Consider the following 16,028-nt stretch of genomic DNA (forward strand, 5'->3'; position numbering starts at 1 on the left):
TGTAGTGGTAACTTGTCAGGCAACCTCAGAGAAGTATCATGATTATGATTTTATCTCTAGATACTTTTGGCCAGCAAATAGTCGCGGCGGTGTGCTTGACTGTACCGTGGCAGACGATAGAGTGCTTATTTCTGGCAATGCTGTATCATATTTGACTGGATTTATCACCGTTGAGGAGTAGGTAAGTTTGACAGAATTAAAGACCGTTAGCCTGTTTGCGCTGACCGCATTGGCTGAGATTGCAGGGTGTTATTTGCCTTATCTATGGTTACGAGAAGGTAAATCTATCTGGCTATTAATACCTGGCGCGCTGAGTTTGATCGCGTTTGTCTGGCTGCTGTCATTACATCCGACTGCTGCAGGTAGGGTCTATGCGGCCTATGGTGGCGTATATATTTGTATGGCGATTTTATGGTTATGGACGGTCAATGGGATACGACCAACCGTGTGGGACATAGTGGGCTCAGTAGTTGCACTATTAGGAATGGCGATTATTATGTTTGCGCCGCGCAGTGCCTAAAAAAACGAGTGGCCAACTAAAAAAATACCAATCAAACCACTAGGTCAGATTGGCATATTGATACGAAAAATATTAATGTTTACCTAAAATACTACCGTTGTCGTCTTTCTTCGCTTGTTTGGCCGCTTTCTTTTCTTTGGCGGTCAGAAGCGGATTCTTTTTGACATTCTTCTTACTGTCTTGACTTTGCTCATGGTAATTCCTTTGTAGATAACGCATACAACCTGCTAAGCCAATTGGGCTGACTTAAGGTAAGTATGGTGACGACTAACATACATAGCCGCTTACCCAATTGAGTATAAGTTTAAGCGTTGGTAATAGATAGCACTCGCACAATTCGCCTACGATTCAGTTCTCTTGTTTCTTTCCTTTAGCGAAATCATTGCTTTAGCCAAGTTATGCGCTAATCGATTCGTTCAATTAATCATGGTATTCATAAGTGCTTACTTACGGATACATGGCGATTTGCTATAATTAGCCATAAACCGATTCATAAACGCGGCAAACTCTTATTTATTAACATTTAGCACCATCGTGCTCACTGTTTTGGTCACCTTATTATGCGTATACGTAAACTATTCAAATTTGAAAACGCTCACATCGTTCGCAACTGTAGCTCTGAGCGCTGCAAACACTCCATCCATGGTCACAGCTATCAGATTGAGCTGATTTTAGAGGCCACACGTTTAGATCACGGGCAAATGGTTTATGATTTTGGGCTGCTAAAATCTTCGATCAAAGACATTATCGACAGCTTTGATCATGCCATTTGTTTTTGGAACAAAGACGATCCTGAATATATCGCAGCGTGCAAGAAATTTAGCGCACGCTGGATTAGCCTACCAGTATCTCCGTCAGCAGAGCAGTTTTCACGGGTGATTTTCTTTTGGGCGCAAGAAATACTGCGACAGACGCAAATGCAAAATGGTGAGGCGGATGTCAGTGTGTATTCAGTGATTGCTCATGAAACCGCGACGGGTTACGCGCAGTGTTTCGCCGATGATGTGGCAAACGAGCAAATGGGTAAGCTGGTTTTAGAGGATTTCGAATTTAGTGAACAAGTTCGTGCTGAGTGGACGGACTCTGATCTGTATGCCAAGCTGATTCGCGGTGAAAGCTTCACCAATCCAACGGTGACTATGCAGGTTCAGACTGATGCATAATGATCAATCAATAGAAAACAGTGACAGCGTGCAAACTTTGATACTGAACTCTGAGCAAGACACTCAGTTATTGGCTAAGCAACTGGCAGCATTGCCGCTGACGGGTAGTGTGTGGCTGGCAGGGGATTTGGGTGCAGGTAAAACCACTTTAACGCGTTACTGGTTGCATGCTCTCGGTCATACTGGTGCGGTAAAAAGCCCAACGTATACCTTGGTTGAGCCTTATAGCATTGAACAAAACAATGGCACGACTAAGCCAGTTTATCATGCAGATTTATATCGTCTCCAAGATCCAGAAGAGCTGTCTTTTATTGGCTTTGATGAGTATTTAGATGAGCCTGAAGCGCTCGTTATCATTGAATGGGCGAGCCGTGCTGATGGTTATCTACCGATGCCAACTTTGTTTATCGATATTACGCAAGTTGAAAACGATGATAAAGGTAATGAAGCACGCCAAGTGCACTTAAGAGTATCAAAAGCAGGCCAAGCGCAAGGTCTGGATTTATCAAAATTTAATATCTAAATCACACCACTTGCCATTCTTTTAAAATATGACATCTATCAATGCCAGATAACCACCACAACACCCGCATCAAAAAACTATCGCCGCTGCTGATTAATCAACTAGCAGCAGGTGAGGTCGTGACACGTCCAGCAGCGGTCGTCAAAGAGCTGCTCGAAAATGCCATTGATGCAGGTGCCACCAATATTGAGGTACGTATTACTCAAGGTGGTATGGGCATGATTGAAGTGGTGGATAACGGTGTGGGTATTCATCCTGATGATATGGTGATGGCGATTACTCGTCATGCGACTAGCAAAGTCGCTGATGTTGCGAACTTGCACGGCATTACGACGCTCGGTTTTCGCGGTGAAGCATTGGCAGCGATGGCGGCTGTCTCTCGTTTGACCTTGACGAGTAGCCATGATGAGAGTGGTATAGGCCGTCAACTACAGGTGGCTGGGGTGTTAGATGATACCCCAAAGCTCACACCAGTCGTGCATAATCGCGGCACAACAATCATAGTCAAAGACTTATATTTCAATGTGCCTGCCCGCCGCGGTAATTTAAAATCTATTGCCACTGAATTTGGCCATATCGAGACCATCGTCCGTGAAGTCGCACTGGCGCGAGCTGATGTCGCACTGACACTTTTTCATGACAATAAAAAGCGGTTATCATTGTCTGCAAATGCTACAAACGTTAACGATAATGATGCTAACTGTCTACCATTGCCGCGTCTAGAACAAGCGACTGGTATGCCATTAACGGACAATGCGCTAGCGATATCGATAGATTTATCGAGTCTTGTGCAGTCGTCTGTAGCGTACGGCGATAGCACGGTTAATCAGGCAGCAATCAGTGGCTGGTTATGGCCGATGACTGATGAGCAGATAGCATTGCCAAAGCTAATTTATGTGAATGGTCGCTTGGTAAAAGAAGCATTGATCAGTAACCAAATGCGTCAACTTGCTCAGAGCGCTCAGCTAGCAGGTATGGGGTATGCGCTTTATTTTGAGTTGCCAACCCAGTGGCTCAATGTCAATGTGCATCCATCGAAGCAGCGTATCAAAATCAGTCCGCTAAACAATATCATGGCTCACTTAAGCCATACGATTCGTTCACAGCTAAAAATAGTCAATGCTACGTCAAAGGTTGCTAGCCCCGATAATCCAGAAGTGTCAAAAAAAGACGTCTCTGTAGATAATTTGTCTGACACACATTTGCCCAATGATATGCCTATAGATCACACAAGACAGAGCAGGCAAGTGCAAGCTCCTAGGCAGTCATATCAATCTGCTTCAAGCAAATCATTTTCACATAAGTCGCCAGCTAAAGAACCAGCACCATCTTATGTCGATGAGCCGTTACAGCAAAGTCGCCGTACTTCGTATCGTTCATCCGAAGCGCCTACAGTTTCATCCTTACCAATCTGCTTGGATATTATTAATGATGCAGAGGCTCTTGTTATCGATTCAACCGCAACTGATAAAAACCTACCTTGGCTCTTATTTTATCATCAAGGGCAATGTCTATTAATAAGTACTAAAGACTGGCAGTCAAAGGTAAGACAGTTGTTTGAATCATCTATATTTAGCAATAAGGTATTTAAAAAAGATAAAATGTCAAACAGTGCTATGGAGATCAATCAACAGCTTACAACAGTAAGCTCGCAAATGACTGCACAAGACTCAGCAGTTTTTGTCGCAGATCTCGCTGATATACTGACAAGAAATGCGATCAGAATCTTAGACAGTCATCGTTTAGTCACACTAATGTTATCTTCTACATCCGAATAAATATCAAGCTGACTACTATTTTAGCCAACTACATATTGAGAAAGGCAATTCTATGCAATATTCGTCTGATAGCGTCTCTACTAATCTGCCTGATAATAGTGTCGTGTGTCTGATGGCGCCCACTGCCAGCGGAAAAACAGCATTAGCATATGAATTATACGATACAGGCCGTTTTGAACTGATTTCTGTGGATTCAGCACTGATATATCGCGATATGAATATTGGTACCGCAAAACCAACAGCAGATGAATTAACGCGTTATCCGCATCATTTGGTTGATATTATTGATCCCATGCAAAGCTATAGCGTCGCTGAGTTTGTTGATGATGTAGCACGTCTTATTGATGAGTGTCATGAGCGCAAAAAGATACCGCTGTTAGTAGGCGGCACTATGATGTACTACATGGCGCTACTCGATGGCCTGTCTCCCGTACCTGATAGCGATGACAGCGTACGTGCACGCGTTGAGCAGTGGCGACAAGAGGAAGGTATCAGTGCTTTATATGATTATCTTGGCCATGTTGACTCAGTTAGCCATCAGCGTTTGAATGCGACGGATACTCAGCGCATTACTCGGGCAATTGAGGTTTATTTGCAGACAGATAGGCCCATAAGCGACTGGCAGCGTGAGCCAAAACAAGCTTTGGCCCATCATCCAGAACAGCAGTGGCATGCATTGTCAGTGATACCAGACCGCCCGTGGTTACATGCGCGTATCGAACAGCGCCTTGATATCATGTGGCAAGAAGGGTTAGTGGCAGAGGTTGTTGGCTTACTTGAGAAGTACCCGCTGACCCCTAATATGCCGTCTATGCGCTGTGTGGGTTATCGCCAAGTATTGGAATATCTCGTTCGTACGCAGCATCCAGTATTGGATAAAACCCATTTGGACAAAGCCCAATTTTATGAAGCCTTCGCAGACTCTAAAAGCCTAATGGCCATAAATAAGATACAAGGCGAGGGCGTTTACACAAATGCTCAGCCAGATGTATCCTATGCTGAGACCGAAGCGCTTGCTTGTCAGGACATGCAAAATAAGGCATTATATGCCACAAGGCAGCTGGCAAAGCGCCAATATACATGGCTTAGAAAAGTGGCTCAATTGCCTGATGCTGTATCTGAGTTTGATGATGCGGTCACCAAAGGGATGGTGCTAAAAAACTTTACAACAATGGCACAAGCAAGAGATTATCTTTTTTGAAAACATGCTTTTATCTTATTAACGTGCGTCTTACTTTACGTTTTCAAAGCACGTTATTGATATATAAATAAAGAATCACAATTAGTTTCAAAAATTAGCATGGATAGCTGTTATAATTTGAGCTTACTACAGATCTAGTAGCCGTTAAATACAGTTATCTTGGTAGTAGATAGCTATTAACTTTTAAAGAAAAAACGCTTGATGAAACAAGTGGTTACTTAATTACTAACAATAATAACGTACTCGCGATAAAGTGGGATAACTTAAGAACAACGAATATTTATTTAGATACGTTTTACAAAGAAAACGTATTATTGTATCTGCCTTTTAGCCATTATAATTGAATTGACACTTAGAATAATTGGCACTCAAAACATAACTACATAATATTTAGGAGAGACTTCATGTCAAAAGGACAAACTTTACAAGATCCATTCTTGAATTCACTGCGTAAAGATCGCATTCCTGTCTCTATTTTTTTGGTTAACGGTATCAAGCTGCAAGGCCAAATTGAATCATTCGATCAATATGTTGTACTCCTCAAAAATACAGTCAGTCAGATGGTATATAAACATGCCATCTCAACCGTAGTGCCAGCTCGTAACCCGCGTAGTAGTACAACCACTACAGGTACTGGCGCTCAACCTCAAGGCTTAGCGCAAACTGGTTATCAAGGGGGTGGCTTTGAGCGTGGCAGCAATCCTGCTGCGGGCGGTTTTGAAGAGCGTGGTTTTGCCTCTAGTCGTAGTGGATTTAATCGCGGAGGGTTTAGTCAAGGTCAAGAACGTGGCTTTGAGCGTGGTAGCTTTGGACAAGGTCAGGAACGCGGTTTTGAGCGCGGCGGCTTTGGACAGGATCGTGGTTTTGATGCACCGACAGACGGTACGGGCTTTGAAGAAAAGCCGGACAACGGATCGAATGATACCAATAGTTAATTAGCTGCACGCATTGAGTGTATTATCCAACTATACATTAAAAGACATGATTTATACGATTAAGACCTGCTAACATAGTGGGTTTTTTTTATATAAATAAGCAGATAGTTACTGTAAAAAATAATGGCTGTCTCCATTATATAAATGGTAGGCCATTATTAATATGAAACAGAGTATAGTAAAATACTAGGTTGATTCATTATAAAAATAGAGCAGATCCATGAGCGATACTACAACTGATTTGACCCATGAGCAATTTATCACAACGGCTATTGACGCGATTAATACTGAGATATCTGCATTAGCATTGTTGACAGAGCAGATAGATGACAGGTTTGCACAAGCATGTGACGTTATTTTGGCTTGTCAGGGTCGAGTGGTAGTAACGGGCATGGGTAAATCAGGATTGATTGGACGTAAAATAGCAGCGACTTTTGCCTCGACGGGTACGCCTGCTTTTTTTATGCATCCTGGTGAGGCAGGTCATGGCGATTTGGGCATGCTGGTCAAAGGTGATGTACTGCTTGCTATCTCGAACTCTGGTGAATCCGATGAGATTAAGATGCTATTGCCAGTGGTCAAACGCTTGAACATCCCTCTAATTAGTATCAGCCGAGATAAACGCGGTATGCTGCCACGAGCGGCTGATATTGTTTTGACCCTTGGCCACTCACAAGAGGCTTGTCCGCTCAATCTTGCCCCTACATCGAGTACAACGGCTACCTTAGCGTTAGGGGATGCTCTAGCGGTCGCCTTGGTACATGCTCGTAACTTCACTTCTGAGGACTTTGCATTATCGCATCCAGCGGGCGCATTAGGTCGTCAGCTATTGACGCGTGTCGAAGATTTAATGCATACCAAGTCAGAAGACTTACCCTTGATTCACCAACAAGCACCGCTACAGCAAGCACTATTTACGATGTCTGCTGGACGCTTAGGGATGACCGTGGTGACGGATGATAATGATAAAGTCGTTGGCGTATTTACAGATGGTGACTTACGCCGTGGTCTTGAAAAAGGTATTGATCTACAAACGCCGATGAATGAGGTAATGGTCAGTAACCCACGCCATATCAGTAAAACAATGCGCGCATCGGATGCCTTGAGTGTCATGAATGAAAATGGTATCAGTCAATTACTAATTATTGATGATGAAGATCGTTTAGAAGCAGTCATCACGGTTCATGATCTATTACAAGCTGGTGTAAAGTAATTCATTAATAGTTGATAGAACGATTGGTTTTTCATATAAAATAGTTAGAAAAATATTCGTCAAAAAGAGACAAATAATGCAAGATTTAATAAAAAAAGCCGGACAAGTAAAGCTATTGATCATGGATGTCGATGGGATTTTATCTAATGGTCAAATTATCTACGACGCAAATGGTATCGAAACCAAAGCGTTTTCAGTACAGGATGGCGTCGGTGTTAAGTCTCTAGCGCGTTATGGCATTTTAACTGCTATTATTACTGGGCGTAGCAGCGCTATGGTTGACAAACGTGCAACAGAAATGGGTGTCAATCACGTGGTACAAGGGCGGGATGATAAGCTCATTGCACTAAAAGAGTTATTATCGTCTCTTGATCCTGCGCTCAATATTACAGCTGCCGACTGCGCTTATATGGGTGATGACTTGCCAGATATTAAAGCGATGCAAACGGTAGGGTTTGCAGCAACCGTGCCCAATGCACACGCGGAAGTCATAAAACGCAGTGATATGGTCACCACTCGAGCAGGTGGTACCGGCGCAGTACGTGAAGTATGTGATCTCATCTTAAAGGGGTACGGACATTATCAAGACTTTATCGCACATTATACGCTTGATGAAACTCAAGCTCAGGATGAACTGTCGTGAATACACGTGTTCTCATTATATTAGCGTTGATTATTGCCGGTATTGCGGGCTGGTTTTTCCAGCAACAAGGGGATGTGTCGCCACCAGTCAATATCGAGACGACAGATGTCGATTATGAAGCCACTGATATCAAAGCAGTTCAGACAAATGAGCAAGGTGAAACTGAGTATGAACTTACTGCTGAGTCTTTGACGCATAATCCTGAAACCAATCAGGATGAGATGTCAGGCATCACGATGAATTGGGAGCCGTCAACAGAGCAGCGCTACCGTATTCAAGCAGGTAGTGCAGCCATCAGTCAGCAAACAGGGGAGTTGAGCTTATCAGGTGGCTTTACACTGGTTAGCGAAGGTAATAAAGAGGCGTCTGATATTGAGCCAATCAAAGTGACTGGTAGTACCCTAAAAGGCAATACAAAGTCTGGTCAAGTGTATAGCGATGAGCCCGTCAAAATTGAACAAGGGATGAATCGTTTTGAAGCATCCAGCATGACCGCCAATCTGGAAACGGGTGAATATGAGTTTGGGCAAGTTGCTGTCGCTTTTACGCCCGCTGATCGTCAAGATAAAGCATTATTTTAAACTAGCGTTTTCTACTACATTAAAACAGCAGCCATCATGAAGTTTGCAAATCCTATCAACAATTATGAAACGAGTTATTATATGAAATCTAAATTTTTGCCTACTTTATGCGCATCAATCTGCTCACATAAGCTACGTGTTGTTCCAACGTTTATGTTGTTAGCCCTACCATTGTATAGCCATGCACTGCCATCAGATGCCAATCAGCAAATCAAACTGCTAGCGGACAAGGCCACTTATAGTGAGCGTACTGGCGTCACTAGTTACTCAGGTAATGTCATTATTACTCAAGGCACTTTTAAAATGACTGCGGACAATATCACAGTCAATCTCTCGCAGCAGCGCAGCATTAATTCAGCGGTAGCGACGGGTCGTCCAGCAACTATGCAGCAGGTTGTGACGCAAGAAAAAGGCTTGGCAAAAGGTCAGGCAAATAAGATTGATTATAACGCGGTATCTGGCATTATCACTCTAACAGGAAATGCCAAGCTGGTTCAGAATGGGGCAAGTTTTGCCGGTAATGTTATTCGTTATAGTCTAAAAGCAGGTGATGTAGAAGCGACCGCTGGTGGTAATCAGCGAGTAGAGTTGGTATTTCCACCAAATAATAATACCAACCAAAGTGGCGTTCGCTAACCTAGCCAACCAAAGCATGAATAGGTTTTTGGTAGTATACGAATATCGTGAAAGCAAGAGTAAGCTATGAGTGACAATAAAAATATAGATTCTTCAGTATCAAATAGCAATACGGCGCCTGTCGCTCGCTTGACTATGCAAAATTTGGGTAAACGTTACGGCAAGCGCTGGGTAGTCAAAGATGTCTCGTTTTCTGTTGAGCAAGGCCAAGTTGTTGGACTGCTAGGCCCGAATGGTGCTGGTAAAACGACCAGTTTTTACATGGTGGTGGGACTGGTCAATATGGATAAGGGCCGTGTCACTCTAGGAAAAATGGATCTGTCTAAATACGCTATGCACGAGCGTGCTCGTGCTGGTATTGGTTATTTGCCGCAAGAAGCGTCGATTTTCCGTAAATTATCTATCGAAGACAATATATTGGCGATTTTGCAGACTCGTACAGAATTAAGTAAAGCTGAGCAGCAGCAAGAGCTTGAAAAGCTGATTGGCGAATTTCATTTAGAACATGTACGTACCTCACTTGGAATGAGTGTGTCAGGCGGCGAGCGTCGTCGCTGTGAAATTGCTCGTGCGCTAGCAGCGGATCCTAAATTTATCTTATTGGATGAGCCATTTGCCGGTGTAGACCCCATTTCTGTTGGCGATATCAAGGATGTTGTTTTGACACTGAAAAATCGTGGTATTGGTGTCTTAATCACTGATCACAATGTTCGTGATACGTTAGCCATCTGTGAAAAGGCTTATATTGTTTCAGAAGGGGCTATCATTGCCGAAGGTACTTCATCGGAAGTCTTAGAAAATGATCTGGTCAAATCTGTTTACTTAGGTAAAGACTTTCAAGTATAGCCCGCTGTGCTAAATCATTTTTTACTCATATTCTTATCTACACGAACTGCTGATTTTAGCATTGCAACTAACTTATAAAGCCAGCAGTCAACATCTTCATTATATTTAGAATAACCTACGCTTAACGCTCTTCCTTCTATCAAATACAGCTTTCGATACTCACAACTGGCTGATCGCGACAAACACTCTTACATTCCCACTCATCAAAGAGCGTACGATATTTTATTCATTATTCTCGACTAATCATCTGGATAAGGCTCATCATTTATGGCAAAAAATAAAAGCAGTTATGTCTGTCAGAATTGCGGCGCGCATTTTGGCAAATGGGCAGGGCAGTGTACAGATTGCGGCGAATGGAATAGCTTGGTAGAAGCGCCAAATGTCAGTATGCCGCATCACAATAAAAGTACCGCCAAGCCTAATGCCGGCCGATCCACTTCTCGTAGTACTGCTGCACCAGTTGGTAACTACTCTGGCACTCACAGCGCCGTTATGCCACTTAACGCAGTCAGTGTGACGCTAGACACACGCTTGCCAACAGGCATTAGTGAGTTTGATCGTGTGCTGGGTGGCGGATTGGTAGCTGGTTCCGTCGTACTAATCGGTGGTGACCCGGGTATTGGTAAGTCAACCATATTGTTGCAGACAGCGACTAATATGGCACGTGCTGACTCTTTGGCAGGTAGCGCGCTTTATGTGACTGGCGAAGAGTCACTTGCACAAGTAGCTATGCGTGCCAAACGCTTAGATTTACCTGCTGATAGACTTCGCGTACTCGCAGAGACCAATGTGGAAACCATTTGTGCGGCCTTGACCCAAGAGCAGCCAGCCATTGCTATTATTGACTCTATCCAGACTATTTATACTGACGCCATCAATTCTGCACCAGGCGGCGTCAGTCAAATCAGAGAGTCTGCCGCGATCTTAACGCGCTATGCAAAGCAAACAGGTACAGCGCTATTTTTAGTGGGCCATGTGACGAAAGAAGGCACTTTAGCAGGCCCACGTGTACTTGAGCATATGGTCGATACGGTATTGTATTTTGAAGGTCAGTCTGACTCACGTTTTCGGATGATTCGTGCAGTCAAAAACCGTTTTGGTGCGGTTAATGAGCTGGGTATTTTTGGCATGACTGACATGGGGCTCAAAGAAGTTGCCAACCCATCAGCGATATTTTTGAGCCGTTATGATAAGCCCGTTGCTGGATCTGTTGTTATGGTTAGCCGTGAAGGGACTAGGCCATTACTGGTTGAGGTGCAAGCGTTGGTGGATGACTCCCAAGGACAGCCTAGACGCATGGCGTTGGGTTTGGACTTCCAGCGTTTGTCCATGCTACTAGCAGTGATGCATCGTCACGGTGGCATTCATACCAGTGGACAAGACGTCTATGTCAACGTTGTTGGTGGCGTCAAAGTCATAGAGACTGGATCTGATTTGGCAGTGTTGTTGGCATGTGCCTCAAGCATCAAAGAAAAGCCATTACCATCGTCATTAGCAGTGTTTGGTGAGGTCGGTTTATCTGGTGAAATCCGTCCAGTACCCAACGGTCAGGAGCGTTTAAAAGAAGCGATGAAGCATGGGTTCAAACATGCGATTATTCCAAAGGCCAATGCACCTGCTAAAGATGCGCCTCAATTTAAAGGAATCAATGTGATTGCTGTTGAACGTCTTGACGATGCCATCGAAAGTGCGTTTGAGTTATAACCAATCTTGAAAAGTATAAAAGATTTGATCAAAAAAGCCCCTAACTCATGATAAGTTAAGGGCTTTTTTATATGCTATAAGTTTTAAAACTAAGGTCCTGAAACACGCTCAATAGCGACATTACCGACACCTTTATTAGTGATACCTAGGCGCTTAGCTGCACCATACGATAAATCTAATACGCGGTTGCCATGGAATGGACCACGATCGTTCACTTTTACTACAACGCTCTTGCCATTCGTCTTGTTGGTCACTTTGACATAGCAGTTGAGTGGTAGTGAGCGATGTGCTGCCGTCAAACCATTCATATCAAAAGTTTCACCACTAGCAGTTTTTCGGCCATGAAACTTACGACCATACCAAGAGGCAAGACCAGTTTGCTTAAATTTACTAACAGAATTAGAGGCTACTGCGGTTAGACGCTCTAACACATCTTCATCATTAGTGACTTGAGTGGTATCACTCGCTAATAGTGAACTACTAAGTGCTAATGAAGTAGGCTGACGTGCTGATTTGACCAAACTTGATGCACCATCATGCTGACGGCTAAGCTCACCAAGTACACGATCGATATGGGAGGCGTTATCTTGTGAAATCATTGCAAGGGAGGTTTTTGCTTCTACAGCATTTACATTTGTAGCAACTGCAGAGCCAGCGAATAAAACTGCCGACATAGTAAGTAAACCAGATAAACGCTTATTCATAAATACCTCTATAACTTATACACCAAAACCTAACTCTAAATTTTTAGATTAAGTATGACAGCGTTAGACCAATCTAACAGTGAATCAAACTCTAGAATCTTTATATTAATCTATTGTTTTGATAGCGATTAATATTTAGGGCGAGACTCTTACAGGTTTCAATATATGGTAATTTTTCATTTTATGATCATAAGTAGCGGTAGTAATGACCGTAGTTACTTAGAACATGCTTAAATGATAGTCAGCGATATTCATTGAGTACTTATTTTTAACTTAGAGAGTAAGTACCAATGTCACTATATGTCGTATCTATAAAACTTCCGATATACAAACTTTCTGATATTGCTAAAGTAATGAAGGGTTTAAAAGTTTTTGCGTGATGCTTTGTTATTAAACCGTTAATTAAGTAGTGTATTTGAAAGTCTGAAATCTACAAGATGCTAACTATACGACCAATCTACAACCAAAGTATAATTAAATGCAAATTTTGTTAGTGGCTATGTACGGGTTATGTATCAAAGTACAGTAAAACGAGGTTAACGCAATTTTTTGTAAAAAACAAGAAATAAAATATTTCAGCCCTGATTTACAATTCATTTTGGTTAAAAAAATCACTGTTAATGACAGTATGATACAAGTAATTAAATAACAATACTTTATGTCTCATGACAGCATTTTGATAGTCTGGTCATGACTGGGGGTTATGTAGTATCTATTAAAAGTAACAAAATATTAATAGTAGCAAAATCGCTGATACTTTGATTTAATCTAAACTTTGTTGTCATTAGTCATGCGAGAGTGCTTTATTTTATGCTCAGTGTTTTTGAGAGATATAAATGATGTGTGTTTGTCATATTTCAATGATAATTTACTGATGTTTTATATATAAGGTATTGTTTATCAGTGTTTTTAACCAGATTTGTGAGTGTGAATCGACATCAATAAGCCAAAACCTGCCATCAAAGTCACGATAGCGGTACCACCATAGCTGATGAAAGGAAGGGGTACGCCAACAACAGGTAAAATACCGCCAACCATACCGACATTGACGAATATATAAACGAAGAAAGACATGGCAATAGCGCCCGCAAGCAGCCTGCTATAAATGTCAGGATGGGTGAAAGCGATATACAAGGCACGCGACAAAAGGCAAAAGTAAATAAACATCAGCAGCATGACACCTAGTAAACCAAATTCTTCAGAGAAAGCTGCAATAATAAAGTCAGTATGACCTTCTGGTAAAAAATGCAGATGCGACTGTGTGCCTTCTAAATACCCTTTGCCAGTGAGCCCGCCTGACCCAATGGCTGTCTTTGACTGAATAATATTCCATCCAGCACCTTGTACATCGGCTTCAGGATTGAGTAAGGTTAGGACGCGCGTACGCTGATAATCATGCAACAAAAAGTTCCAAGCAAATGCAATAAAAGGTATCGCTAAAACCACAGCAGCAGAAATCAGACGCCAAGATAGGCCCGCCAAGAACAGCACAAAAATGCCACTAGCAGCGACTAAAAGCGAAGTGCCAAGATCAGGCTCTTTTGCAATCAGCAATACAGGAACGATAATCAATGCCAGAGTGATGGCAATACTGGACGGTGATGGCGGAAGATCACGCTTGGACAAAAACCAAGCACACATCATCGGCATACCAAGCTTCATAAACTCAGACGGCTGCACACTACCAAACCCAGGTAAGTTGATCCAGCGCTGAGCACCCATACGCACTTCACCAATGATATCAACCAATACCAATAATATAAGACCTAATACATAAAACACAGGCGTAAAGGTACGGTAAAGGCTTGGCGGTATTTGTGCCATCGCAAACATTACGGTGAATGCCACACCGTAACTTACCATCTGACGTATGACCATGCCGATGTCTTGACTGGCAGCACTATATAAAATCGTCAGGCCAATGCAGCAAACCGTTAACAAAAGCAAGGTCAACCACGGATCGATGTGAATACGTTGCCAGATCGTCGGTGCATGACCTTGGCCTAAGTGATGGCTCTGACGTGAAAAACGGTATTGCGGGTTAGAAGACATAGGCAAAGTTTGGCTAGCAGTTGGAGTAAAAGGGAGAGGTTATCTAAGCTGTCTTATATAAAATATGTGATGAGTATTTGATGGTCTCTATTCTAATAGAAGCCCACGGACAAAAAAACAAGCAGATACTTAACATCTAGGCAATAAAGTCACGTAATTATAAAAGTGATAAGGATAAGTGTTAATTACGAATATCCTGCCTCAGATTAGAGGCGATAGTTTAGCCTGCTTGCTGAAAATTTGATAGTATCGATAAAACGTTTTTAGCGGTAGATTCCTGCAATGATAAAATCAAAAAACCATAACTATGGACAAATCCAGAAGCCTATTCTTGCACTGGTTGTTTGTATGAGTAGCATCAGTGTTCATGCCGCTATTATAACTGATAGTAGTGAACGCCGTATCGAAGTGCGTCAAGGCAGTGGCGACACTAGCAATGCTTATATATCGCCTTCTAACAATGTCTCTAGTCAGCGCCCTGGTGTCACTATGTTAAGTGGCGCAAATGCATCAAATGGCGATAGTATGCAAAGCTTGATTGCACAAAAGCAGCGTGATTTTGAAATTGATGCCAGTCTGTCTATCGAGGAAAACAAACGCGTCAATGTGAATCAACGAAGACCGACTTATAATACAACTTACCGTAATAACAGCTACAGCACAACGAATAACACCTATAATAGTGCTAATAACGATCTTACGAGCATGGACTTTAATGCATGGCTCAACAGTAACAGTTACCGTGCTAGGCAAGTAGCCGAATATCAGCGCTATTTGAGCGCACGTGTGGGTGCACAAAATGTACCACCACTGTCTCAGCTACTTACCACCGCGCGCAGCTGGGACAAATGCGGTTATGAGCCTTATCAGCTGCCACCGCGAGAGTTGTGGGCCAATATCGTGCCAACACTACACCTCTATAGTGAGCTAAAAAATCAAGGCATTTTGCCTTTAAGTACTGAGATACGCTCGGTGTATCGTAGCCCTGGGCTGAACGACTGTGCTGGCGGTGCTGGCAGTAGCAAGCATATGAATGCAAGTGCCATGGATATTTGGGTGCCAGAGTACGAAGACAACCTATGGCGGCTTAGTACGATGCAGGATGGCCTGTGCCAGTTTTGGCAATATCAAGGACAGTCTTACAACTTTGGCTTGGGTTTATATGCCACAGGTGCGATTCATCTAGATACCGATGGTTATCGTAAATGGGGTTTTAACCATACCAGTAGTAGCTCTTATTGTCGCTATTAGATATAGTCAATCCTAAATAAAACAGATACATTATATATCAAGGTGGAACTGGTCTAAATTTTCCTTGCGTGCTGTGCCTACGCTGCTCGATGCTGCGAAAAATTTATCCCAGTCCCACTGTATCGTTTTTATACTGAATTCACTATAGCTAAGGGTTAACGCGTCATAAGCAAGCGCACACTCAAATTAGTGACAATAAAAAAACGAGAAACAGTATAATATCGCTTATAAATTTTACAGCTAAATGATTAATAGGATGAGCTGGCTAGACGCGCAAG

Annotated in this window: 17 protein-coding genes; 14 read left to right on the top strand and 3 right to left on the bottom strand. The window is 42.7% G+C overall.

Annotated features, from left to right (window positions below):
- Positions 1 to 4 precede the first annotated feature (4 nt).
- Entirely contained in the window at positions 5 to 181 is a 177-nt protein-coding gene (locus tag GYK50_RS12875) for a hypothetical protein (RefSeq protein ID WP_420070478.1), read from the top strand.
- A gap of 6 nt (positions 182 to 187) precedes the next feature.
- The gene (locus GYK50_RS05940) at positions 188 to 520 is read left to right on the top strand and encodes a YnfA family protein (RefSeq protein WP_212564458.1); all 333 of its coding nucleotides are present in this window, start codon (positions 188 to 190) and stop codon (positions 518 to 520) included.
- A gap of 72 nt (positions 521 to 592) precedes the next feature.
- Here GYK50_RS05940 and GYK50_RS05945 read toward each other — a convergent pair whose 3' ends face one another.
- Positions 593 to 739 (bottom strand): hypothetical protein, encoded by a 147-nt coding sequence (locus GYK50_RS05945; RefSeq protein ID WP_212564459.1) that lies wholly within the window; start codon positions 737 to 739, stop codon positions 593 to 595.
- Positions 740 to 1,080: 341 nt separating this feature from the next.
- On the opposite strand from GYK50_RS05945, the gene GYK50_RS05950 reads away from it, so the two are divergent.
- The 11 genes from GYK50_RS05950 to radA all read left to right on the top strand — a co-directional run bounded on the left by GYK50_RS05950 (position 1,081) and on the right by radA (position 11,743).
- Complete coding sequence (locus GYK50_RS05950) at positions 1,081 to 1,683, top strand: 6-pyruvoyl trahydropterin synthase family protein (protein ID WP_212564460.1); 603 nt, start codon at positions 1,081 to 1,083, stop codon at positions 1,681 to 1,683.
- Complete coding sequence (tsaE, locus tag GYK50_RS05955; RefSeq protein WP_071001691.1) at positions 1,676 to 2,206, top strand: tRNA (adenosine(37)-N6)-threonylcarbamoyltransferase complex ATPase subunit type 1 TsaE; 531 nt, start codon at positions 1,676 to 1,678, stop codon at positions 2,204 to 2,206. Before GYK50_RS05950 ends, tsaE begins: the two co-directional genes overlap by 8 nt.
- A gap of 41 nt (positions 2,207 to 2,247) precedes the next feature.
- Positions 2,248 to 3,984 carry a DNA mismatch repair endonuclease MutL gene (gene mutL, locus GYK50_RS05960; RefSeq protein ID WP_212564461.1) on the top strand — a complete coding sequence of 579 codons (1,737 nt, stop codon included), beginning with the start codon at positions 2,248 to 2,250 and terminating at the stop codon, positions 3,982 to 3,984.
- 52 nt (positions 3,985 to 4,036) lie between these two features.
- Positions 4,037 to 5,185: a tRNA (adenosine(37)-N6)-dimethylallyltransferase MiaA gene (gene miaA, locus GYK50_RS05965; protein WP_212564462.1), complete on the top strand. Its 1,149-nt coding sequence runs from the start codon at positions 4,037 to 4,039 to the stop codon at positions 5,183 to 5,185.
- Positions 5,186 to 5,589: 404 nt separating this feature from the next.
- Entirely contained in the window at positions 5,590 to 6,120 is a 531-nt protein-coding gene (hfq, locus tag GYK50_RS05970) for an RNA chaperone Hfq (protein ID WP_058024072.1), read from the top strand.
- A 220-nt stretch (positions 6,121 to 6,340) separates the two neighbouring features.
- Positions 6,341 to 7,333, top strand: a complete 993-nt coding sequence (locus GYK50_RS05975) for a KpsF/GutQ family sugar-phosphate isomerase (RefSeq protein ID WP_093069980.1) — start codon at positions 6,341 to 6,343, stop codon at positions 7,331 to 7,333.
- 76 nt (positions 7,334 to 7,409) lie between these two features.
- Entirely contained in the window at positions 7,410 to 7,976 is a 567-nt protein-coding gene (locus GYK50_RS05980; protein WP_071001685.1) for a KdsC family phosphatase, read from the top strand.
- Positions 7,973 to 8,557, top strand: a complete 585-nt coding sequence (lptC, locus tag GYK50_RS05985; protein ID WP_058024069.1) for an LPS export ABC transporter periplasmic protein LptC — start codon at positions 7,973 to 7,975, stop codon at positions 8,555 to 8,557. The genes GYK50_RS05980 and lptC overlap by 4 nt, the downstream gene beginning before the upstream one ends.
- A 153-nt stretch (positions 8,558 to 8,710) precedes the next feature.
- Positions 8,711 to 9,193: a lipopolysaccharide transport periplasmic protein LptA gene (gene lptA / locus GYK50_RS05990; RefSeq protein WP_227511569.1), complete on the top strand. Its 483-nt coding sequence runs from the start codon at positions 8,711 to 8,713 to the stop codon at positions 9,191 to 9,193.
- A 66-nt stretch (positions 9,194 to 9,259) separates the two neighbouring features.
- Positions 9,260 to 10,039 (top strand): LPS export ABC transporter ATP-binding protein, encoded by a 780-nt coding sequence (lptB, locus tag GYK50_RS05995; protein WP_071001684.1) that lies wholly within the window; start codon positions 9,260 to 9,262, stop codon positions 10,037 to 10,039.
- Positions 10,040 to 10,306: 267 nt separating this feature from the next.
- Positions 10,307 to 11,743: a DNA repair protein RadA gene (gene radA / locus GYK50_RS06000; RefSeq protein WP_093069985.1), complete on the top strand. Its 1,437-nt coding sequence runs from the start codon at positions 10,307 to 10,309 to the stop codon at positions 11,741 to 11,743.
- Between the two features lie 89 nt (positions 11,744 to 11,832).
- Here radA and GYK50_RS06005 read toward each other — a convergent pair whose 3' ends face one another.
- A complete protein-coding gene (locus GYK50_RS06005; RefSeq protein ID WP_071001681.1) occupies positions 11,833 to 12,447 on the bottom strand; it encodes a septal ring lytic transglycosylase RlpA family protein in 615 nt (204 codons plus the stop codon).
- A gap of 909 nt (positions 12,448 to 13,356) precedes the next feature.
- A complete protein-coding gene (rodA, locus tag GYK50_RS06010) occupies positions 13,357 to 14,499 on the bottom strand; it encodes a rod shape-determining protein RodA (protein ID WP_071001679.1) in 1,143 nt (380 codons plus the stop codon).
- A 348-nt stretch (positions 14,500 to 14,847) separates the two neighbouring features.
- On the opposite strand from rodA, the gene GYK50_RS06015 reads away from it, so the two are divergent.
- The gene (locus GYK50_RS06015) at positions 14,848 to 15,750 is read left to right on the top strand and encodes a D-Ala-D-Ala carboxypeptidase family metallohydrolase (RefSeq protein ID WP_223334207.1); all 903 of its coding nucleotides are present in this window, start codon (positions 14,848 to 14,850) and stop codon (positions 15,748 to 15,750) included.
- The last annotated feature ends 278 nt before the right edge of the window (positions 15,751 to 16,028 follow it).

It is taken from the genome of Psychrobacter pacificensis, assembly GCF_018336615.1.
GTDB lineage: Bacteria > Pseudomonadota > Gammaproteobacteria > Pseudomonadales > Moraxellaceae > Psychrobacter > Psychrobacter pacificensis.

Excerpts from the sequence above, each read along its gene's own strand:
- GYK50_RS05945 (WP_212564459.1), bottom strand. The coding sequence starts at position 739 with ATGCGTTATCTACAAAGGAATTACCATGAGCAAAGTCAAGACAGTAAG.
- GYK50_RS05950 (WP_212564460.1), top strand. The coding sequence starts at position 1,081 with ATGCGTATACGTAAACTATTCAAATTTGAAAACGCTCACATCGTTCGC.
- tsaE (WP_071001691.1), top strand. The coding sequence starts at position 1,676 with ATGCATAATGATCAATCAATAGAAAACAGTGACAGCGTGCAAACTTTG.
- mutL (WP_212564461.1), top strand. The coding sequence starts at position 2,248 with ATGCCAGATAACCACCACAACACCCGCATCAAAAAACTATCGCCGCTG.
- miaA (WP_212564462.1), top strand. The coding sequence starts at position 4,037 with ATGCAATATTCGTCTGATAGCGTCTCTACTAATCTGCCTGATAATAGT.
- hfq (WP_058024072.1), top strand. The coding sequence starts at position 5,590 with ATGTCAAAAGGACAAACTTTACAAGATCCATTCTTGAATTCACTGCGT.
- GYK50_RS05975 (WP_093069980.1), top strand. The coding sequence starts at position 6,341 with ATGAGCGATACTACAACTGATTTGACCCATGAGCAATTTATCACAACG.
- GYK50_RS05980 (WP_071001685.1), top strand. The coding sequence starts at position 7,410 with ATGCAAGATTTAATAAAAAAAGCCGGACAAGTAAAGCTATTGATCATG.
- lptA (WP_227511569.1), top strand. The coding sequence starts at position 8,711 with ATGTTGTTAGCCCTACCATTGTATAGCCATGCACTGCCATCAGATGCC.
- lptB (WP_071001684.1), top strand. The coding sequence starts at position 9,260 with ATGAGTGACAATAAAAATATAGATTCTTCAGTATCAAATAGCAATACG.
- radA (WP_093069985.1), top strand. The coding sequence starts at position 10,307 with ATGGCAAAAAATAAAAGCAGTTATGTCTGTCAGAATTGCGGCGCGCAT.
- GYK50_RS06005 (WP_071001681.1), bottom strand. The coding sequence starts at position 12,447 with ATGAATAAGCGTTTATCTGGTTTACTTACTATGTCGGCAGTTTTATTC.
- rodA (WP_071001679.1), bottom strand. The coding sequence starts at position 14,499 with ATGTCTTCTAACCCGCAATACCGTTTTTCACGTCAGAGCCATCACTTA.
- GYK50_RS06015 (WP_223334207.1), top strand. The coding sequence starts at position 14,848 with ATGAGTAGCATCAGTGTTCATGCCGCTATTATAACTGATAGTAGTGAA.